17 protein-coding genes are annotated in these 20,847 nt (G+C 39.8%); 6 read left to right on the forward strand and 11 right to left on the reverse strand.

The genetic code is table 11. The features are described from left to right. Window positions 1-102: 102 nt before the first annotated feature. From ATZ99_RS01795 to ATZ99_RS01820, 6 genes are all read right to left on the reverse strand, one after another. Window positions 103-906 carry a two-component system sensor histidine kinase NtrB gene (locus ATZ99_RS01795; RefSeq protein WP_068747527.1) on the reverse strand — a complete coding sequence of 268 codons (804 nt, stop codon included), beginning with the start codon at window positions 904-906 and terminating at the stop codon, window positions 103-105. Window positions 907-930: 24 nt separating this feature from the next. Beyond that, window positions 931-1,311, reverse strand: coding sequence for a response regulator (locus ATZ99_RS01800; RefSeq protein WP_068747528.1), 381 nt, complete (start codon window positions 1,309-1,311; stop codon window positions 931-933). Window positions 1,312-1,429: 118 nt separating this feature from the next. After that, entirely contained in the window at window positions 1,430-2,623 is a 1,194-nt protein-coding gene (locus ATZ99_RS01805; protein ID WP_068747529.1) for a TolC family protein, read from the reverse strand. Window positions 2,624-2,647: 24 nt separating this feature from the next. Continuing rightward, on the reverse strand, window positions 2,648-5,737 hold the full coding sequence (locus ATZ99_RS01810) for an efflux RND transporter permease subunit (protein ID WP_068747530.1): 3,090 nt from the start codon (window positions 5,735-5,737) through the stop codon (window positions 2,648-2,650). Then, the gene (locus ATZ99_RS01815) at window positions 5,737-6,999 is read right to left on the reverse strand and encodes an efflux RND transporter periplasmic adaptor subunit (protein WP_068747531.1); all 1,263 of its coding nucleotides are present in this window, start codon (window positions 6,997-6,999) and stop codon (window positions 5,737-5,739) included. Before ATZ99_RS01815 ends, ATZ99_RS01810 begins: the two co-directional genes overlap by 1 nt. 3 nt (window positions 7,000-7,002) lie before the next feature. Beyond that, on the reverse strand, window positions 7,003-8,277 hold the full coding sequence (locus tag ATZ99_RS01820; protein WP_068747532.1) for a VTT domain-containing protein: 1,275 nt from the start codon (window positions 8,275-8,277) through the stop codon (window positions 7,003-7,005). 282 nt (window positions 8,278-8,559) lie between these two features. Between ATZ99_RS01820 and ATZ99_RS01825 the strand changes: the two genes are divergently transcribed. The 5 genes from ATZ99_RS01825 (at window position 8,560) to ATZ99_RS01845 (ending at window position 14,425) form a co-directional block, all read left to right on the forward strand. Further along, complete coding sequence (locus ATZ99_RS01825) at window positions 8,560-9,972, forward strand: glycosyltransferase family 2 protein (protein ID WP_068747533.1); 1,413 nt, start codon at window positions 8,560-8,562, stop codon at window positions 9,970-9,972. A 126-nt stretch (window positions 9,973-10,098) separates the two neighbouring features. After that, window positions 10,099-10,332 (forward strand): hypothetical protein, encoded by a 234-nt coding sequence (locus tag ATZ99_RS01830; protein WP_068747534.1) that lies wholly within the window; start codon window positions 10,099-10,101, stop codon window positions 10,330-10,332. A gap of 67 nt (window positions 10,333-10,399) precedes the next feature. Further along, entirely contained in the window at window positions 10,400-12,229 is a 1,830-nt protein-coding gene (locus ATZ99_RS01835) for a phosphoenolpyruvate hydrolase family protein (protein ID WP_068747535.1), read from the forward strand. Between the two features lie 144 nt (window positions 12,230-12,373). Then, on the forward strand, window positions 12,374-13,597 hold the full coding sequence (locus tag ATZ99_RS01840; protein WP_068747536.1) for a Tm-1-like ATP-binding domain-containing protein: 1,224 nt from the start codon (window positions 12,374-12,376) through the stop codon (window positions 13,595-13,597). Continuing rightward, entirely contained in the window at window positions 13,598-14,425 is an 828-nt protein-coding gene (locus ATZ99_RS01845) for a phosphoenolpyruvate hydrolase family protein (RefSeq protein ID WP_068747537.1), read from the forward strand. Between the two features lie 69 nt (window positions 14,426-14,494). Here ATZ99_RS01845 and argH read toward each other — a convergent pair whose 3' ends face one another. The 4 genes from argH to ligD all read right to left on the reverse strand — a co-directional run bounded on the left by argH (window position 14,495) and on the right by ligD (window position 19,024). Continuing rightward, window positions 14,495-15,793: an argininosuccinate lyase gene (gene argH, locus ATZ99_RS01850; protein WP_068747538.1), complete on the reverse strand. Its 1,299-nt coding sequence runs from the start codon at window positions 15,791-15,793 to the stop codon at window positions 14,495-14,497. An 18-nt stretch (window positions 15,794-15,811) separates the two neighbouring features. Continuing rightward, a complete protein-coding gene (locus tag ATZ99_RS01855) occupies window positions 15,812-17,005 on the reverse strand; it encodes an argininosuccinate synthase (RefSeq protein WP_068747539.1) in 1,194 nt (397 codons plus the stop codon). Between the two features lie 38 nt (window positions 17,006-17,043). Next, window positions 17,044-18,006: an ornithine carbamoyltransferase gene (gene argF, locus ATZ99_RS01860; RefSeq protein ID WP_083947294.1), complete on the reverse strand. Its 963-nt coding sequence runs from the start codon at window positions 18,004-18,006 to the stop codon at window positions 17,044-17,046. Between the two features lie 112 nt (window positions 18,007-18,118). Beyond that, window positions 18,119-19,024, reverse strand: coding sequence for a non-homologous end-joining DNA ligase (gene ligD / locus ATZ99_RS01865; RefSeq protein WP_068747540.1), 906 nt, complete (start codon window positions 19,022-19,024; stop codon window positions 18,119-18,121). Between the two features lie 69 nt (window positions 19,025-19,093). On the opposite strand from ligD, the gene ATZ99_RS01870 reads away from it, so the two are divergent. Then, window positions 19,094-20,020, forward strand: a complete 927-nt coding sequence (locus ATZ99_RS01870) for an ATP-dependent DNA ligase (protein ID WP_068747541.1) — start codon at window positions 19,094-19,096, stop codon at window positions 20,018-20,020. On the opposite strand, the gene ku is transcribed toward ATZ99_RS01870, so the two are convergent. Next, on the reverse strand, window positions 20,015-20,836 hold the full coding sequence (gene ku / locus ATZ99_RS01875; RefSeq protein ID WP_068747542.1) for a non-homologous end joining protein Ku: 822 nt from the start codon (window positions 20,834-20,836) through the stop codon (window positions 20,015-20,017). The two genes, ATZ99_RS01870 and ku, sit on opposite strands and share 6 nt — an antisense overlap. Window positions 20,837-20,847: the final 11 nt, after the last annotated feature.

The following is a 20,847-nucleotide window of genomic DNA, read 5'->3' on the forward strand; positions in this document are numbered from 1 at the left end:
TGTATATTTATAGTATAAGGCTTTTATTTGAATACTTCAAATGTCATTTAAAAAACCGCTCGATCCTTTTTTAGAATTCCAAGCGGTTTTTATTTATCCTTTTTAAGATTCATTGACAAAGGGTAATTCAATATAAAATACCGTACCCTTTCCTTTTTCCGAATTAAAGTAAATAACACCCCCGTGGTTTTCCACTATCTTTTTGCAAAGGTAAAGCCCAAGACCCGTTCCCTTTTCTTTGGTAGTAAAAAAAGGAGTAAAAAGCTGGCTTTTGATGTATTCGTCCATACCTTCCCCGTTATCCTCAAATTCCACCAGAACGCGGTTTTCAAGAGGAGTAGACCTTACAGCTATAAATCCCTTTTCTTTAACAGCATCCATCGCGTTTAATAATAAATTCGCAAAAAGGATATTTAAAAGATTTCTATCACCCATTACATTTACATCATCGCTCAGGCACAGGGTGTAATCTATATTTCTCTTTTTCATTTCAGCTTCGTAAAAATCAAAGATCTGTTCTAATACCTCTTTAAGGTTGATTTTTTGTATATTACAATTTATGGATTTATAGATTAATAGAATATCCTTTGCCAGCCCCTCAATCCGTTCCAGCTCCTGCAGGGAGTTATAAATGAATTTTCTCCTGCCATCCGTTTCATCCAGGCTGAGTTCTAAAAGCTTTAAATATCCCTTTATAGCGGTTATGGGGTTTTTGACTTCATGCATAAGGGTGGAAAAAAAATTATTTTTTGAAACGTCATCTTCCTCTTCTATATGTATCAGAAAGTTTTTCCCTATTTCATCTATTTTTAAGCAGTAAGGCGTGACATTGAAAATATACGTACTGTAATCCGTTTCGTTAATCTTATTTTTTATGATTATTTTGTGAGGCCTGTCCAAATTCATTCCACTTTCTTCCTTCCTGTCTTTTTAAGATGCACACCTCATTGCCCCGTCCAAATAATGCTTTAAAATTACAAGATCAATAGGCTTTTCAATAAACCTTAAACTTCCCTTCAGATACTGGCTTTTTTCCTTAATCTTTGCACCAATTTCCTCCATTCCCGAAATTAAAAAAACGGGGATTATCGGGTTTATCCTCCACAGCTCCTCCGCAAGCCTCAGGCCGTCCATTTCCGGCAGGTTAAAATCCACTATGGAAAGGTCTACACTTTTTTGTTCTACCAGGGAAAGGGCTTCCTTTGGGGTTTTGGCTTCAAAGGGTGAATAACCGAAAAAATCCAGGGCATCCACCAAAAGGGACCTTACGTACTTCTGGTCCTCCACCACCAAAACATTCCCCTTTTTCATAATACCCCCCACCTTTTAAATATTCTAAAATTTTGAAATAGTTATCTTAGATATATATTCTTTGTTTTTTTTTAAAATCCTCCTTTATCTGGTAAAAAAAGCGGGATTTTTTCCCGCTTTAATTACCGCCCGAAGTTGTTAAAGGAATATATATTACGTTTTCTAAGTTGAGTTTTGCGATTGTATACTGAAAAATTCCGTAGGCTTCCTGAAGCTGGGCCTGCTTTAAAGCTTCTTCCGCCTGGGTAAGGTCAACGCTTCTTATTAGCCCCTCTTTATAGTTCAAGAGAGAAAGCCGGTAGCCTTCCTTTGCCAGTTCCACGGCTTTTTCATAGGTTTTTAAGTTATCCCGGGCGGCGAGAAATTCAAGATAAACCTTCCTTACTTCCTTTTCCGCATTGCTTTTTGCATCCTCGTATTTTATCCGGGCTTCTTTATAATTTAGTTCCTTCTCCTTGTACTTAAAAGTGTTTTCGGGATACACCTTTTTAATCATATCAAAGTCGTAGCCCGCAATCTCCATGTTTTTCTTGGCCTGCACCACATCCATCCGGTTTTCCATCGCCTTAGATACGAGCGGCTCTATACTTTCTACTTCTTCCTTTTCCGGCTTTATAAGTTCATCTTTTAATACTACCCTTTTATCGTAGGAAACATTTATTAACTTTTTTAAATCCAAAAAGGCCCTGTCTTCCTCCACTTCTGCATTTCTCAATTCCGACTGCGCCTGGGCTAATTTTAAATCCGCATCCATTAAATCCTTTTTTGCAATCACGCCCAGCTTAAAATTCTCCCCGGCAATTCTAAATATCTCCTCTGCCCTGTTCAAACTGCTTTTTTTAATTTCATAATTTTTTTGTGCCAGCAGGGCTTTGTAGTATGATGCGATTAATCCGTACCTTACCATTTTCTCGGTGTAATTCAGGGAAAGTTGAGCCATCGTAAGCTGGAAATCCGCCTGCCTTTTTTGAAGTTCCACCTGATACTGGTAATCAAAATCGGAGGTCGTCACCGGCAGGGAACCGAGGCTTTGAGAAAGCAGCGGATTACTTTTAAGTTCTTCTTCCCTCTTTTTAGCCTCTTTATCGTTGAATTCCACCACATCCTTGAAAAGCTGTGCCTTATCAATGGAAATCCGGGCAAGCTCTATTTGACGGCTGTTTTCCAGGGCCAGCTTTAAAGCATCCTCAAGGGTAATTTCCAGAGGTGGCTCCTCCTCCTGACTTTTTATGGATGGGGATAAGATAAAAGCCGATAAAAAGATTACTAAAATCGTAGCCGCAATTTTCCTTTTAAAGCCCTTTTTATTCATGCCTTTCACCCGCTTTCGTTAGACTTAATCGGTTTTTCTGAAAAACCTAATCCTCTGGCCTATGTCTTCAAAAATGGTGTACACAACAGGTATTACTACAAGAGTAAGCATTGTAGACACCGTAAGCCCACCTATTACAACGGTAGCCATAGGCGCCCGAAGCTCTCCCGCTTCCCCAAGTCCCAGAGCTAACGGGAAAAGCCCGAGGATCGTGGTAAGAGTTGTCATTAAAATCGGCCTTAATCTCATCGGACCCGCTTCCAATATAGCTTCAGTCCTGGAATATCCCCTTGCTCTCAGCTGATTGATAAAATCAATAAGAACAATGGCATTATTTACGACAATTCCTCCGAGCATTATCACACCGATAAAGGCCGGGACGTTGAGATTCCTCCCCGTTAAAACCAGCGATAGTACCACACCGATGACCGCCAAGGGCACGGAAAACATTATTATAAAGGGCTGGAACAAAGATTCAAACTGCGCTGCCATTACCATATACACCAGGAGAACGGCCAGAATCAGGGCAAAACTTAGATCCGCAAAAGCTTCTACTAACTGCTCCTGCTCGCCCCCCATTTTTATCTCGTATCCCGGCGGAAGGGGAATGGTTTTTAACTTTTCTTCTATTTCGCGGTTTACCACACCAACAGGTCTTCCGGAAATCGCCCCGGATACCGTAACAGCCCTTACCTGATCCTCACGATTAATCGCCACTGGGCCGTTTTCTTTTTTAATTTCTGCTATCTGAGACAATGTCACCAGGCCACCGGAGGGAGTCGGTATGATAAGGTTTTCTAATTTATCTATGCTCGATACCACATCCTCATCAGCTTTTACAACAACGTTTATCTCTTCCCCTTGATATTTATATTTAGTAGCGGTGAAGCCCGATAAATTGCTTTCAATTATTTTTGCAATCTGGGCTGAATTTAAGCCGTAAAAGGCAACCTTCAATTTATCCACTTTAATCTGGATTTCCGGCCTTCCTTTATCCAGGCTGCTTTCCACTTCCCGGGTGCCTTCCACAGACCTTACCGCAGTTACCACCCTATCCGAAATTTCCTTCAATTTATTAAGGTCGTCCCCCTTGATAACTATGGAAATGGGCTTTAACAAATTGCCTCCCGAAAAATCAAAGGTGCTAACAGATCTTACCGTTATTTTTGCCCCCGGAATGGTCCTGCAAATACTCCTGATTTCATCGGCTACCTGAGCGCTTTTTCTCTTTCTCTCAGAAAGAGGAACAAGCTTTATGCTCACCTGGGCTTCATTTTTACTGGTGGTAGAAAAGCCCATTCCCGATCCGCTTCCTGAAACTCCCACATTCGTTAAAATTCCTTCTATTTCCTTTATATTTTTTATTCTATCAACCACTAAATTTACCGTTTCCTCCACTTTTTCCAGTCTGGTACCGTAGGGCATTTCGATGCTGACATTGATCATCCCCGCGTCCGACTGGGGCAAAAATTCGGTGCCAACAAGCGGTATTAACGCAAGGCTTACTATAAAAAGCACGGTAGCTGTAGCTACTACTTTCTTCCTATTATTCAAAGCCCATGCCAGTAATTTTCTGTATCTTTTCTCTACTTTTTCATAAAATACGGAAAATCTTTCTATTATGGTAATCTTCTTTCCTTTATCGGCAATCATCAACCGGGATGACAAAAGAGGCACCAAAGTAATGGCTACCGCCAGGGATGCCAGAAGGGAAAAGGTCACCGTAAGTGCAAGTTCTTTAAAAAGCTGAGCTGTAATACCCTGTATAAAAACAATCGGCAAAAATACGGCAATAGTGGTCAATGTAGAAGCCACAATGGCATTGGTGACCTCATTTGTACCGTTGATGGCAGAAGCGATACTATCTTCCCCGCGCTCTCTGTGCCTGAAAATATTCTCCAGAACCACTATGGAGTTATCCACCAGCATTCCTACCCCGAGAGCTAAGCCTCCCAGGGACATCATGTTTAATGTAAGATGGTTGAAATAAACGAGTATAAAGGTAGAAATTATGGAAATAGGAATAGAAAGACCTATTATCAAAGTTGTACGGAGATTCCCCAAGAATAAATATATTATTAGCACCGCAAGCAAAGCCCCGCTGTAGGCATTTCCCACCACTCTATTTATAGCTTTCTTTATAAATTCCGCCTGATCAAAAATGGGGACAAAATACAAATTTTCGCCGGCGCTTTTCTTTATATTATCCAGCTCTTTTTGTACCTTATCCGCAACCTTGACGGTGTTGTAGTCGCTCTGTTTTTGAATAACTAAAGTAATGCTGGGTTTTCCATTGTACTTGGAAATAGTGGCAATATCCTTGTGAGTATCTTCTACCCGGGCAATATCTTTAAGGGGTATGGTTATCCCCGATGGCAATGTAATAGGTAAATTTTCAATTTGCGACACACTCTTGAATTCCGAAAGGACTCTCACAAGGTAGTCCCTGTCTCCGTAGGCGATGGACCCTCCCGATAAGTTCAGGTTCTCCATCTGCAGTGCTCTTGCAATATTATCCATGGTAATTCCGTAAAAAATGAGCTTTGAAGGATCAACCTTTATATGGATTTCCCTCTCGGTGCCCCCCACAATGTCTACCGAGGCCACCCCCTCAGCCCTGAGGAGTTTTGGTTTTATTTCATCTTCAGCATATTTTTTTAGCTGGGAAATATCATCCATCCCGTATACCGCCACTTCCATTACCGGAAGCATGGAAGGGTCAAATTTAAAAATTTGAGGGCTTTTAACCCCCGATGGAAGATAAGCTTTTACCATATCGATTTTTTCCCTTAAGTCGAGGGTGGCAAAGTCCATGTTGGTGCCCCAGTTAAATTGCACTATTACGGTGGAATAACCCTCATTGGAAATCGAACTAATACTTTTTACGTTTTTTACTGTAGCAATTATTTGTTCCAAAGGTTTGGTCACCATATTTTCTACTTCTTGAGGTCCGGCATCGCTGTACTCGGTTACCACAACCGCGATGGGGAAAGAAAAATTGGGCAGAAGGTCAATTCCCAGTCTTGTTAGAGATACAAAACCCAGCACCAGTATAACGAGAATTATCATGAGCATGGTTACCGGGCGCTTTATGGAAAAGGATGCAAAGCTCATTATTTTTCACTCCCGCTTATTATTTCTACTTTATCTTTGTCCTCCAGGTAATCCTGACCTTCCACTACCACCTTTTCTCCCTCTTTAACCCCTTCCAGCAACTGAACGTAACCCGAAAGGGTATCCCCTACCTTGACCTTCCGCAAGTACGCGGTATTATCCGATACCACAAACACCGCTTTATCCTGACCAAAAGATACCACAGCATTTTCCGGTACAAAAAGACCTTCCAGTTCCTTTACCTTTATTCCCACCTTGGCCAGCATACCCGGTTTTAAAAGCCCTTTATCATTATTGACTATCACTTTCACGGGATACGTTTGAGTTTTCGGATCCTTGTAGACCCCCACATCGGCTATTTCTCCTTCCCCGGAATAACCCGCAGCATCCACCTTTATCACGGCCTTATCCTTCGGTTTTACAGCATTTACCTTATTTTCGGGCAAATATACCTTCACTTCCAGGGCTTTAATATTACCCAGCGCCGCTACTACCGTCCCCGCTCCCACAAATTGCCCTTCTTTCACGTTAATCGAACCCACCGTTCCGTCCGCCGGTGCGGTGATTACCGTGTTTTCCAGAGCGCTCATGGCGGTGTCCAAAGCAGCCTTTGCTTGATCAAGCTGGGCTTTCGCCCCTTCTATCATATCGGGTATGGCCTTCTCCTTTGTTAAAGACAGTTGTGTTTTTGCAGATTCCAATTGCTCCTTAGCAATTTTATATTGCAATTCCACATTTTCGAATTGCTGTTTGGATATTGCTCCCTGCTCATACAGATTTTTCATCTTCTCGTAATTATTCAGCACATTATTGTAATTTAACTCCGCCTGAGTAACCGCGGATTCCAATCTTTCCACTTCCTGGACGGACTGGCTGTTTTTTATTCTGGAATAGTTGGATAAAGCAAGGTCGTAGGCTGCTTTAGCCTGATTAACCTGATTCATTACATCTTTTGTTTCCAATCTTATCAGGGCATCGCCTTTTTTTACTTCCTGTCCTTCTTTCACCAGGACCTTTTCCACCTTGCCCGACATTTTAGAAACTAATGCTATTTGGCCCTCAGCTTCCAAAAGTGCGGGAAATTCTTGAAACTCCGATACGGTTAGGGCTTTTAAATCCAGAACTTTGACCGGTACCTTTTCTTCCTGAGACTGAGGCGTGTTTTTTTTCATACCGCAGCCCGCTGCTATAAACAACAGGAGAAAAACCACCGTAAAGATAGTCATCAGTTTTTTCAAGTTACTCTTTCCTGTGTTGCACATCCTTCAACCCCTCCTGATCCTGAAATAATTCTCAAATGCCAGGGTAATAATTATCAAAGCCGAAAGCCAAATCCCCCCTATCAAAAATCCCGCAAAGACATCCGAAGGGTAATTCAACATATTATATACCCTGCAAAAACCGATAAAAGCAGTGAGCAATAAATCAATAAAAATTATAGCATATTTTTTGGTTTTTTTATCTAAAATTTTTACAGTCAAAAAAACTGCATATCCTATAAAGGAGGTAAAAACCAGAACCGATCCGCTGGGAAAACCGTATTTAAAAAACAAACCCATGGGAATTTCCGGAACGGGCCTTAATCTTTGAATCTCATTTTTTAGTACCAACTGAATCACTACGGCCCCCGAAAAAGAAGCAAAAGTCAGAAATAAATAGATCAATTTTTTATAAATATAAAAAACAAAACCGGTGGATATTATAAAAACAGTTATTACCGTTACCGGCGATTCCACAACTTCTATAAAATTTCCGGTGATTATATCCATCAGTGGCGTTTTAAAGTGCGAGAGAATGAATTTAACAATTGCACCATCGATTAAGTCCAGTTCCTTTTCCTTTAATCCGTCAACAATTTTCAAAAAAACTAACGCAGCAACGGAGCTGTAACTTACTCCGGCAATGACATAAACACCGAATTCTCCAAATTTCTCGAGAAATAAGGAAACAGCAAACTTAATTTTTTTATAAAACGGTAAAATCCAAATTTTTGCCCTCACAAAAAAACTGCTTTTTAAAATAATATAGTAAACAACAAAAATAATTCCTATTAAAGCAAATGACCCCGGACCCAAATATTTATTAATTAAAAGCTCCGCCTTTTCTCCAAAAAAACGTACAATTAAAGCCTCTAAAAAAAACCGGGCGCCCCTGCTAAAAAAAGAAGCAATAAAAAAGGTAAAAATGTCCATCCTGAAAATACCTGAGGCAATAGTAAAAACTTTATAGGGTATTGGTGTAAAACCCGCAATAGCTACAGCCCAGGCTCCGTATTTTTTAAAATAATCTTCAATTAGCTTTAATCTTGAGTTATTTATAAATTTGTTCAAAAGGCTTCTTCCCGCCCTGACCCCCAAAAAATAACCGAAGAGCCCTCCCATCGCGGAAGCAATTGAAGCGATAAAAGCATAAAATAAATATTTTTCGGTATGCTTTAAACAGAGGGGAATTAATACCAGGTCGGGCGGAACGGGGAAAAAAGATGCTTCTATAAAGGATATAAGAAAGAGCCAGAGAGCACTGTTTTGCATAAAAAACATAATTCACGCACCCTTATAATAATTATTTACTTAAATATCCTATCAAAAAATACACAAAATATAAATGTGTAACGGGAAAATTCCCATTATTTTTCAATATTTAATAATTATTAATGAAAAAATTCCCTAAGGATGGTTTTTAGACTCAATTTGAAAAAAATAGAAGCAAAACCGCCCATATACGTGCTTTAAATTAGAATAATAGAGGTATATAATCTTTAATAGTGCTTATTAATATTTTTGGCACGATATTAAAAACATTTATAAAAAGAGGGGGATAAAATGGAACTCCCACAGATAATATATATTATAGCGGTTTTTCTGTACTTATTCTTCTTCGTCCTCTTTTTAAGGTATTTTTTCTGGATGAACTACTCCAATAAATACTACTGGTCCAGGAGAAGACCCCTCAGTTTGTTAGACCTGAAAAGAATAGCCAGAGAAAAAAATAAAAAAATCCCCATGTTTTCAATTTTAGTCCCCGCAAGAGAGGAAGCCCAGGTAATAGGTCAGACCATTGAAAACCTGGCAAAATTAAATTATCCTCACAACCTGCTGGAAATAATCGTGATAACCGATGAAAAAGAGCTGGAAAAAGGAACTGCGGTGACTACCCAGCAAGTAGTTGAACAAAAAATTGAGGAATTTAAAAAGAGAAAAAATGCTCCTATATTAAAACACGTAATGGTGCCTTACGACTTTGATGGTTTTTATCAGGGTATGTGCATCGGAAAGTCCGTTCCTTCCACGAAAGGCAGAGCTTTAAACTACGGTTTATCGTTCATAGATAAAAATTCGGATATTTGCGGATTTTACGATGCGGAAAGTCATCCGGAAAAAGACGTGCTTTTATATATAGCTTATCGCTGGTTGTCCTCCGACCGGAAAAATTTAATATGGCAGGGGCCGGTTTTCCAGGTAAGAAATTTCTTTTTCCTGAGCCCTATTACAAAAATTGCTTCCCTCTATCAAGCCTTAGCTCATGAATGGTATATGCCGGTTCTAATGAGGCAGCTTCCCTTCGTAGGAGGGACAAATCTTTTTATCGAATCAAAGCTTTTAAAAGAAATAGGTGGTTTTGATTATAATGCCCTTACCGAAGACCTGGAAATAGGTGTCCGGGCCTATTTGGAAAAGGATGCCTGGCCCGAATATTTCCCTTACGTCAGTACCGAGCAAACTCCTGAAAATTATAAATCCTTTTTCAGGCAGAGGCTGAGATGGGCTTCAGGGCACATTCAGGTAATCGAAAAATTCCGCAAAGTCAATAATTATGATTTGCAAAAGAAAAAGGCTATAATAAAAAATCTCCTGCTTAAAGGAGAAGTAGAATGGACTCTCTATCAGCTGGCAGTATTAATTCCCGTAGCGGTTTTGATTCTGAGTTTGAAAGGTCTTATAAAACCAGTTTTTCTCCCGGCACCTCTTGAATGGACCCTGAGATCTTTCGTTTTTATTTACTTTGGATTCACCTACTACCTTTACATAAAATACCTTAAATTTATGAAGACCAGGAGTAAACTTCATACTTTCACGGCCCTATTGCAGTTATTATTCCTTCCACTGGCGGGATTCCTGTTGCCTCTACCTTATACATCCGCACTTATCCTTAGGGCTTTAAATAAACAACCTAAGGTATGGGTAAAAACCCCCAGAACTCAGGAAGCTGTAGATCTAAGCGTAAAAAATATTTAATGGATTTAAGATAAAAACCTTCATAAGTGGCACACATACTTATGAAGGTTTTTTTATTCACCCTTATATTGTTTTGTGTTCTTAGGGAAACTAAAAAATGAAAAATATATTTGAAGGAGGATGCTTATGAAAGAAATATATCTTAATATCGGTAAGGAAATAAATTCCCATGACATACAAAATTTAAACAAAACCCTGGAAAAATTAGAGCCCGGTCAAGAAATTATTATACTCTTAGAAGCTGCTGATGCCCATCAGGCAGATGCAGTAATAGAAAACCTAAGGAATAAGAATTTTGACTTCCAGCCCCATGGCGGACATAACAGCAAATACTATATAATTGCAAAAAAGAAAGGATAAAAAGGACTTTTCAATAATTTATAGAAATATTTATAAAAGTATACAATTTAAGAGGTGTCTTTAATTTATGGATTCTCTTGAAAGAGAAAAAATAAAGCAAAAATTAAGGGATATTATAAAACAAGGAAGGTTGATTATAGGAGCGGGGGTAGGAAGCGGTTTTGCCGCAAAATATGCCGAAGAAGGAGGAGCAGATCTGTTATTTTTGTTTAATTCCGGCAGATTCCGAATGGCAGGAGTTCCTTCCCTCGCAGGTTACCTTCCTTATGCTAATGCCAACGACATGGTAATAAATTTTGGTGTAAATGAAATCATACCAAAAGTTAAAAATATCCCTGTTATAGCAGGACTATGTGCAACAGACCCAAAATACTCTCATAGAGAACTTTTGGAGATAATAAAAAACTACAATTTCAACGGAATAGTTAACTATCCCACTATGTGTATAATCAATGGAAATTTCAGGTTAATTGCTGAAGAACAGGGATTTGGTTTTGACAATGAAGTAAAATTAATTAAACTTGCTAGTGAAATGAATATATTTACAGTGGCATTTGTCCAAAACGAAATTGAGACAGTAAAAATGCTCGAAGCAAATGCCGATGTTATCTGTGTTCATTTTGGATTTACAAGCGGAGGAGAAGGTAATATAAAAACCTTTATGCCCCTGGAAGAAGCCGTAAAAATCTACTGCAATATTTACAAAAGAATTAACAGTAAACTAAATGATAAAATATTAATGGTATACGGTGGTCCCTTAGGCTATCCGGAAAGTATAAGGAATTTTTTAAGAGAAATAAAACTTAGAGGGGCAAATGTTCACGGCTACATAGGAGGTTCGGCTATAGATAGCAATTATGTAAGAGAAACCATATCCAGTGTAACTCACCTTTTAAAGGGAATAAGTCAACAGGAAATTACAAGGCTGGGAAAACTGGTTGGAAGTTCTCAGTCTATGCAAAATATTTATGAAATAATAATGAAGGTGGCACCAAGTGATATTACCGTGCTGGTAACAGGTGAAAGCGGTACAGGAAAGGAACTGGTTTCAGAAGCTATTCATGAACTAAGCTTGAGAAAAAATAAACCCCTTATTAAAATAAATTGCGCAAACCTACCTGAAAATCTGCTGGAAAGTGAGCTTTTCGGTCATGAAGCCGGCGCCTTTACTGGAGCTATCAAAAAACATATTGGCAAATTTGAGCTTGCCGACGGAGGAACCCTTGTTTTAGATGAAATAGGTGAGATCCCGTTAAACCTCCAGGCAAAACTTTTAAGGGTTATTGAAAATCAAGAATTTTACCGTATAGGCGGGGAGAAGTTAATCAAAGTAGATGTTAGAATAATAGCCTGTACCAATAAGGACCTATCTAAACTTGTAAAAGAAGGAAGATTCCGTGAAGACCTTTTTTGGCGGCTAAATGTCATTAATATTAATATGCCACCCCTGAGAATGCATTTGGAAGACCTTCCCGAAATTGTCGAAGAAATAGTAAAGCGCTACTGTAAAAAGCATAACAAACCCATACCAAAAATAGACCCTAACTTGATTAAAAACCTTAAATTTTATAATTGGCCGGGTAATGTTCGAGAACTGGAAAACTTCATTCACACCCTTTTGGTATTTTCAAACGAAAAAATGCTCTCCTTTAACGATAAAGCCGCAAACCTTTTAAAGGAAAAATTATTGCAGCAAAACGAATATGAAAAGGAAACCCAAAGCAATCTTTTTAAAACCCATTCTGAATATGAAATTGAAAGTAAAATATTAATTGAAGTTTTAAAACAATGTAATTTTAACAAAACAAAAGCTGCAAAAAAGTTGGGAATAAGCAGGCGCACCCTCTACAACAAGTTAAAAAAAATGGGATGTGATAAAGCCCCCTTTAATTTGTAACATTAAAGTTTACAACTTGCACACTTTGCTGTGAATCTACTTTCACAAAAAGTGAGACTATTCCTTTAAAGCTAAAATAAAAATCCATTGGCATAAAGTTTGCTTCCTCCTGTAGATAAAATTACTTTTCAGGAGGTGATTTTTTTGGGTAAAGTTGTAGCCATCTTAGGTACTCTTGATACAAAGGGAGCCGAATTTAAATACTTAAAGGAAAAGGTGGAAGAATTCGGATGCAAAACCATTGTTATCGATGCAGGAATTTTAGAACCCCCTTATTTTGAACCTGACATTAAAAGGGATGAGGTTGCAAAAGCAGCTGGAGTCGAACTTAACAAACTCCTTGAAAAAAAAGATAGAGGAGAATCAGTAACGGCTATGGCAAACGGAGCCTCAATAATTGTCAAAAAATTATATGAAGAAGGAAAGATAGACGGAATTGTCTCCTTAGGTGGCTCCGCAGGTACATCAATAGCAACAGCGGCAATGAAACAGCTCCCTGCTGGTTTTCCTAAGGTAATGGTATCAACCCTTGCATCTGGTGACACAAGGCCTTATGTAGGCACAAAGGATATTACAATGATGTACTCTATTGTAGATATTTCCGGATTAAACAGACTTTCAAAACAAATAATTGCAAATGCAGCTGGCGCAATTTGTGGAATGGTAAATGCAAAGGTGAATGCTGAAAATGAAAAGCCTATTATTGGCGCTACGATGTTCGGCGTAACCACACCTTGCGTAACTAAGGTAAGAGAAATCTTAGAAAAAAACGGCTATGAAGTGCTGGTATTCCACGCCACAGGTACAGGTGGACAGGCAATGGAAAGTCTAATAGAAGACGGTATAATTACTGCAGTAGCAGATATTACCACTACCGAGTGGGTAGACGAGCTCTGTGGTGGTGTGCTATCAGCAGGGCCTCATAGATTGGAGGCCGCCGCAAAGAAAGGGATACCTCAAGTTATATGTCCAGGAGCCCTCGATATGTGCAACTTCGGTCCTATAGACACAGTACCGGCACACTATAAAAATCGAAACCTCTACAAACATAATCCCACAGTAACTTTAATGAGAACCACTCCGGAAGAATCAAAAAAATTAGGAGAAATTATCGGCAAAAAAGTAAGTGAAGCAAAAGGCCCAACAGCAGTAATAATCCCTAAAAAAGGGGTCTCTGCCATTGATGCTGAAGGAAAACCCTTTTACGATCCAGAAGCCGATAAAGCCCTTTTTGAAGCATTAAAGGAAAATGTAAAACCACCTGTAGAATTTATAGAACTTGATTTACATATCAACGACCCCGAATATGCAGAGTTTGTTGCAAATAAATTGTTAGAATTAATAAAAAAATGGGAGGGGAATAAATAAATGACAAGAAAGGAAGCTTTAGAAAGATTAAAAAAGCAAATAGCTGATGGGAAACCAATCATTGGTGCAGGAGCAGGCACCGGAATATCGGCAAAATGCGCAGAAGCAGGTGGAGTTGATTTAATCATAATTTATAACTCCGGAAGGTACAGAATGGCAGGAAGGGGCTCATTAGCAGGACTATTACCCTATGGCGACGCTAATGCTATTGTTATGGAAATGGGCAGGGAAGTTCTACCAATAGTAAAAAATACCCCTGTCCTTGCCGGTGTTTGCGGGACTGATCCCTTTAGAGTAATGAAGATTTTCTTAAAAGAAATAAAAGAAGCGGGCTTTACAGGAGTTCAAAACTTTCCGACAGTAGGGCTTTTTGATGGAAAGTTCAGGCAAAACCTGGAAGAGACGGGTATGGGATATGACTTGGAAGTGGAAATGATTGCCCTTGCCCATGAAATGGATTTATTGACCTGCCCGTATGTATTTACACCAGAAGATGCAAAGAAGATGACTGAAGCCGGCGCTGATGTAATAGTTGCTCACATGGGACTTACCACCAGCGGTACCATAGGTGCAAAAACTGCTTTAACCCTTGATGAATCCGTCGAAAGAATACAGGAAATCTGCGACGCAGCAAAAGCAATAAATCCTGAAGTTATGGTCCTTTGCCATGGTGGCCCAATAGCAGAACCAGAAGATGCTCAGTATGTTCTTTCTAAAACAAAAAATGTTGTGGGCTTTTTCGGAGCCTCTTCAATGGAAAGGTTGCCTGCAGAAAGGGCAATTACTGAACAGGTCAAGAAATTTAAATCTATTATCTGGAAACATTAAAATAAAATATAACGGGGGCACATCTAAGGTTAGCCCCCGCTTTTCTATTCCCTCTCACCGTGAATAATTTTATTTAATTGAAAACCCTTTATTTTCATCCTTCACATCTTCTTCAAAAAGGCTGGAGAAATTTTTTAATTCCAATACATTTAAATCCCTCAATTTTTTATTCTTTTTGATGCAGTAGGACACCATTTTCCCTACCACTTCGTGGGCATGTCGAAAGGGCACCCCTTTTTTAACCAGGTATTCCGCATAGTAAGTGGCATCAATAAAGCTATCTTCTACCGCTTTTTTCATATTTTCCTTTTTTATCTTCATTGTTTTTAAAAGCCCGGGGAGTACGCTAAGGCAGGATAAAACCGTATCTACCGTATCAAAGAGAGGTTCTTTGTCTTCCTGCATATCCCTGTTGTAGGAAAGCGGAAGCCCCTTCATCATAGTCAATACCGAAATTAAATTCCCGAATACCCGCCCCGTCTTCCCCCTGATGAGCTCCAGCACGTCGGGGTTTTTCTTTTGAGGCATAATGCTGCTCCCCGTAGAGTAAGCATCGTCCAATTCGATAAAATTAAATTCGGATGTGCTCCATAATATCAAGTCTTCAGCCAACCTGGAAAGATGCACCATTATTATGGAGGAAGCAGATAGGAATTCCATTATAAAATCCCTATCGCTTACCGCATCTATTGTATTTTCATATATTTTAGAAAAACCCAGCTGTTCTTTTACAAAGACCCTGTCGATGGGAAGGGTGGTCCCGGCTAAAGCACAGGCGCCGAGGGGCATTAAATCGGCATTTTCCTTTGCTTTTAAAAACCTCCCTTTATCCCTTCTCAGCATATGATAATAAGCCTTAAAGTAATCTGAAAGAAAAATTGGTTGAGCCCTTTGCAAATGGGTGTAACCCGGAACTACGGTATTTTGATGTTGGAGGGATAATTCCCATAAAGTGCCCATGAGAATATCTATACCTTTTACTACATCATCTATCTTTTCCTTAACATAAAGGTGCATATCAAGGGCTACCTGGTCGTTCCTGCTTCGGGCCGTATGAAGCTTTCCGGCCACCGTCCCTATCTTTTCAAAAAGCCTTTTTTCAATATGCATGTGTATATCTTCCAGTTCCACCGTATATTCAAACATTCCATTTTCGATCTCGGCCTTTATTTCCAGTAATCCCTTTATAATTTGAGCCGCTTCTTCCTTTGATATTATACCGGTTTTCGCCAGCATCCGGGCATGAGCCATGCTCCCCATTATGTCCTCTTTATACAGGTTTTTATCAAAATCGATGGATGCGGTAAATTCTTCTACAAGAGCATCCGTATCCTTTTCAAACCTTCCACCCCACAGTTTTTTATTCATCAAAACCACCCCGTATCTTTACTTTTCTTTATTTACCCGGGAAAACACCTTTGTGGGGAGTCCAAAAAGCTTAATAAACCCTTTGGCCGCATTGTGGTCGAACAAATCTCCTTCGGCATATGTGGCGAGTTTAACATCGTACATTGAGTTTATTGATTTCCTTCCCACCACTTCCGCATTTCCTTTAAATATTTTGACACGTACAATTCCATTAACGTATTTTTGAGTTTCTTCAATAAATGCGTCTAAGGCTTCCTTCAAAGGAGAAAACCATAGGCCGTTGTAAATTATTTCTGCGTATTTTTGTTCAATAATGTATTTAAAATGCTGCACCTCCCGGGGAAGGGTAAGGCTTTCTAATTCCCTGTGAGCTTTTATTAATAGGAGCGAGGCCGGACATTCATAAACCTCCCTGGATTTTATCCCCACCAAACGATTTTCTATATGATCAATCCTTCCAAAACCGTTTGCCCCCGCTAACTTATTTAATTTCTCTACGATTTCCACCTGGGAAAGTTCTTCTCCATTTAATTCTACCGGCTCTCCTTTATAAAAGGTTATTTCCACATAGGAGGGCTCGTTCGGCGCATCTTTTATCGAAACGGTCCATTCAAACGCTTGCTCCGGCGGTTCCACCCATGGATCCTCCAAAACTCCGCACTCAATGCTCCTTCCCCAAAGATTTTGATCTATGCTGAAGGGATTTTCTTTTCCTACAGGTACGGGGATTCCATGCTTTGCCGCATATTCCACCTCTTCTTCCCGGGACATGCTCCATTCCCTTACGGGTGCAATTACAGTAAGTTCGGGTGCTAAAGCTGCTACCGATACATCAAACCTCACCTGATCATTTCCCTTTCCCGTACATCCGTGGGCTACAGCAAAAGCCCCTTCTTCCTTTGCGACCTCTACCAGGAGCTTAGCAATCAGAGGTCGTGAAAGTGCGGAGCTCAGGGGATAAACTCCTTCATAAAGGGCATTGGCTTTCAGTGCAGCAAAAGCGTAGTTTTTTAAAAATTCCTCTTTGACATCAAATACGTAACTTTTTACAGCTCCAATTTTTAAAGCCTTATTTTTAATAAACTCTAAGTCCTTTCCCTCCCCTAAGTCTGCGCATAAGGCCACCACTTCGCAATCGTATTTTTCTTTCAACCACTTTATTGCTACCGAAGTATCGAGTCCTCCCGAATAAGCAAGAACAACCTTTTTCATTTAACATTCCCCCTCAAACTTATGAATTTGTGAAAATATCATGCCATCAGTGAAATTAGAATTGCTTTCTGAACGTGCAGGCGATTTTCCGCCTGATCGAAAACAACAGAATTTGGGCCATCCAGCACCTCATCGGTGATTTCTTCCCCCCTGTGTGCCGGCAGACAGTGCATAACCATTACATCTTTTTTGGCTTTTTTCAAGATTTTCCCATTGACCTGATATCCTGAAAAAACCTTTTTCCTTTCCTCCGCCTCCCGTTCCTGGCCCATGCTGGTCCATACATCGGTATAAATTACATCCGCGTTTTCAGCAGCTTCCATCACGTCTTCGGTTACGACGATTTTGGAATTGTTCATCATTGAATCCTTTTCCGCCTTATTCAAAACATCTTTCCCCGGCTGATACCCTTTGGGAGAAGCCACGGTAATATCCAAACCCACCTTTGCACATCCAAAAATGAGGGAAGTTGCCATGTTATTATCGCCATCGCCTATAAATGCGAGTTTCAAACCCGAAAATTTTTTCTTTTTTTCATAGATGGTAAAGAGATCTGTCAGAGCCTGACAGGGATGCTCGTAGTCCGTCAATCCGTTTATTACCGGTACGCTCGCAAAACTTGCCAATTTTTTTACATCTTCATGGTGGTAGGCTCTTATCATAATTCCATCCACATATCTTGATAAAACCCGTGCGGTGTCTTCTATTGTTTCTCCCCGCCCCAGTTGAAGGTCGCTTTTATTCAGGTAAAGGCCGTAACCTCCCAGCTGCCACATGGCTACTTCAAAGGAAACCCTGGTCCTTGTGGAATTTTTTTCAAAAATCATTCCGAGGGTTTTACCTTTTAATGGCTGATAGCTTAAATCCCTTCCCCTTTTTTTAATAGATTCTGAAAGAGAAAGTATCTTTAATATTTCCCTTTTACTTAGCTCACCGATCTCCAGGAGGTCTTTTCTTTTTATCCCGGGCATGGCTTCTTCCACACAAATGTTAATACCCATACAATCACCCCCACTTATGTTATTAATAATTATAAATATTATTGTATATTTATGCAATATGTTTTAAAAAAAAATTACCGTTTTTTTATTAACGGCCATATAAAGCTTAAAATTAAAAAATTTTTACTATCCACTTATCAATTTTTTGCTTTTCCTTTAATACCCCCTGAAAAAGGTCCCCTACTTTTTTTAGCCTTTCGGGCATATTTCTTATATTGAATGCATCAGGTAAAACTCCTTTTTCAAGCTCTTCCCATGTAACCGGTGCCGAGACGGGAGCACCTGGGAGCGGCCTTGGACTGTACGGAGCTATAAGGGTTTTACCTTTTACGTTTTGCAGATAATCTAAGTAGACTTTACCCTCACGATTTTTCACATTTCTCTCCGTTGTTGATTTTTCCGGAAAGGTTTTTTCAAGAACTCTACAGAAAAACTCCACAAAATTTCTTACCTCATTATAAGTATACCGCGGTTCTACGGGAACAAAAATTTGAATTCCGGTAGCCCCCGATGTCTTCGGAAAACCTTTAATACCTTCCATATCAAATATTTTTTTTAATACTAAGGCTAATTGCCGGGCATCCTCAAACCCAGTATTTTCCATGGGATCCAAGTCAAATACAGCAAAGTCCGGATAGTCTATTGTCCCGATGCGCGAAAGCCAGGGGTGAATCTCGAGACTCGCCTGATTGGCCGCCCAAAGAAGGCTCTTCAAATCATTCAGGAGCGCATAGCGTATTATTTTTTTTTCACCATTATTGAAGCTTACTTCATCGTAAGTCTTTAACCATTCGGGTGCGTAATCGGGTATGTTTTTTTGGTAAAAAGCCTTGCCTTTTATTCCATCGGGATAGCGCGTAAAGACTACCGGGCGATCTTTTAAGTAGGGCAATAAAAAAGGGGCTATTTTCACGTAATAATTTATAAATTCGGCCTTTGTTATATTTTCATCGGGCCACATTTTTTTTGAAAGATTGCTGAGTTTTAATTTTTCGCCTTCTACTACTACTATGGACAAAGTTCTCACCTGCCGATCTTAAAATTGTAAAAAACTATAAAAAGGGCACAATAATTACGGTGATTCACTATGATAAAACCGGGAATACCCTTTATCCCGATGGAACCGGTACCATATCCCGAGCCCTTTGATGATACGAATTTTGGTTTTCAGGTAAAGTGGGACGGCACAAGGATAATCGCCCATTCTCACGGCAATGTTGAGCTTTTTAACCGAAAAAAGAGTAAGCGTACAAAAACCTACCCGGAAATAGTTGATGCCCTTGCTGAAGCCCTGAAAAATACGCATGCAATATTAGATGGAGAAATCATAGCAATTAAAGATGGAAAACCCAATTTCCACCAGCTAATGAGAAGGGATAAAGCCTCAGACCCCCGTACCATAAAATATTTAGCGTCAAGGATACCCGTCACCTATGTGGTTTTTGATATCCTCTTCTGGAAGGAAAAAAGCCTTATACATTTACCCTTTTCCCAGCGAGACCATATATTAAAATCTTCCCTGAACTCTTCGGACGCTGTTGTAGTAACCGACACCTTCCCCGGCAGAGGAAAAGCCTTATTTGATGTAATAAAGGAAAAAGGCTGGGAAGGTATAGTAGCAAAAAAGATGGACAGTATCTACGAGATAGGAAAAAAGAGCGAAAAATGGCTTAAAATAAAAAACCGCCGTCAGATAACCGCCCTTATAGGTGGATTCCTTTCAGAAGGTAAGAAAGTCCGTTCCCTTTTCCTGGGGCAAGTGTTAGAAAACGACCTTGTGTTTATTGGCAGAGCCGGGAGCGGCTTAGATGAGGTCGAAAAAAATCTTTTATTTGAAACTCTGTCGAACATTATCGAAAATAACTGCCCCTTTTCTTTTCCACCTGACGTGAAAAAAGGAGAAAAGCCGGTCTGGGTTTCACCCATTATAAGTGTGGAGGTAGAATTTTTTGATTACACCGAAGAGGGCTATCTCAGGCAACCGGTTATTCGCCGGATAAATTTAGTATCATGAAGTAGCCCTCTTTTTCCTGCGGCCAAAATTGCGTTCCTTGCCTTCCTTTTCCTTTTCCACCAGTGCCAGGCTCGCTCTGAGGGCTTCCATCAAATCTACCACCTTTTCTTCCTTAGCAGCAGGTATTTTTACCTCCTGTCCTTCCACTTTTGCCTTTATTATTTCAAGAAGAGCCTTTCTGTACTCATCGGTGTACTTTTCGGGGATAAACTTAGTGGATAAAGAATTTATAAGCTGCACCGCCATTTTTATTTCGTTTTCATGCAGCTTTATATTGGTCGAAAGCTCTATTTCGCCCGCATCCCTTACCTCATCGGGATATAACATGGTTTCCATTATTAAGTGGTTTTCACCGAAAGGCCTCAGACACGCAAGGCTGTATTTCGACCTTATCATCACCTTTGCTATTGCAATTTTCCCCGTCTTTTTTAAAGCCTCAATTAGTAAAAGATAAGCCTTCTGACCGGTTCCTTCAGGACCAAGATAATAGGAATGATCAAAATATATCGGATCTATTTCTCTCAAATCAACAAAATCAACAATATCAATGGTGCGCACGGTTTCATCGGGGATTGCCTCTAAGTCCTTATCCTCGATAACTACAAATTTCCCCTTTTCGTATTCATAACCCCGGGCTATTTCCTCGTCCTCCACCTTTCGATTGCAAAAAGGGCATACTTTTTCATAACGTATGGGAGTGCCGCATTCCCTGTGTATTTGCCTGAAGCTCAGATTCTTTCTTTCGGTAGCCGCATACATTTTTACTGGGACGTTTACCAGCCCAAAACTGATGGAACCCCTCCAGAGAGCCCGCATTAGTATCACCT

Origin of the sequence: Thermovenabulum gondwanense, from assembly GCF_001601575.1 — a bacterium.
Classification (GTDB): Bacteria; Bacillota; Thermosediminibacteria; order Thermosediminibacterales; family Thermosediminibacteraceae; genus Thermovenabulum; species Thermovenabulum gondwanense.

Coding starts and splice junctions, on each gene's coding strand:
- ATZ99_RS01845 (WP_068747537.1), top strand. CDS start 13,598: ATGACAAGAAAGGAAGCTTTAGAAAGATTAAAAAAGCAAATAGCTGAT.
- ATZ99_RS01825 (WP_068747533.1), top strand. CDS start 8,560: ATGGAACTCCCACAGATAATATATATTATAGCGGTTTTTCTGTACTTA.
- ATZ99_RS01800 (WP_068747528.1), bottom strand. CDS start 1,311: ATGAAAAAGGGGAATGTTTTGGTGGTGGAGGACCAGAAGTACGTAAGG.
- ATZ99_RS01870 (WP_068747541.1), top strand. CDS start 19,094: ATGATAAAACCGGGAATACCCTTTATCCCGATGGAACCGGTACCATAT.
- argF (WP_083947294.1), bottom strand. CDS start 18,006: ATGGGTATTAACATTTGTGTGGAAGAAGCCATGCCCGGGATAAAAAGA.
- ku (WP_068747542.1), bottom strand. CDS start 20,836: ATGCGGGCTCTCTGGAGGGGTTCCATCAGTTTTGGGCTGGTAAACGTC.
- ATZ99_RS01835 (WP_068747535.1), top strand. CDS start 10,400: ATGGATTCTCTTGAAAGAGAAAAAATAAAGCAAAAATTAAGGGATATT.
- ATZ99_RS01815 (WP_068747531.1), bottom strand. CDS start 6,999: ATGTGCAACACAGGAAAGAGTAACTTGAAAAAACTGATGACTATCTTT.
- ATZ99_RS01795 (WP_068747527.1), bottom strand. CDS start 906: ATGAATTTGGACAGGCCTCACAAAATAATCATAAAAAATAAGATTAAC.
- ATZ99_RS01855 (WP_068747539.1), bottom strand. CDS start 17,005: ATGAAAAAGGTTGTTCTTGCTTATTCGGGAGGACTCGATACTTCGGTA.
- argH (WP_068747538.1), bottom strand. CDS start 15,793: ATGAATAAAAAACTGTGGGGTGGAAGGTTTGAAAAGGATACGGATGCT.
- ATZ99_RS01820 (WP_068747532.1), bottom strand. CDS start 8,277: ATGTTTTTTATGCAAAACAGTGCTCTCTGGCTCTTTCTTATATCCTTT.
- ATZ99_RS01830 (WP_068747534.1), top strand. CDS start 10,099: ATGAAAGAAATATATCTTAATATCGGTAAGGAAATAAATTCCCATGAC.
- ATZ99_RS01805 (WP_068747529.1), bottom strand. CDS start 2,623: ATGAATAAAAAGGGCTTTAAAAGGAAAATTGCGGCTACGATTTTAGTA.
- ATZ99_RS01810 (WP_068747530.1), bottom strand. CDS start 5,737: ATGAGCTTTGCATCCTTTTCCATAAAGCGCCCGGTAACCATGCTCATG.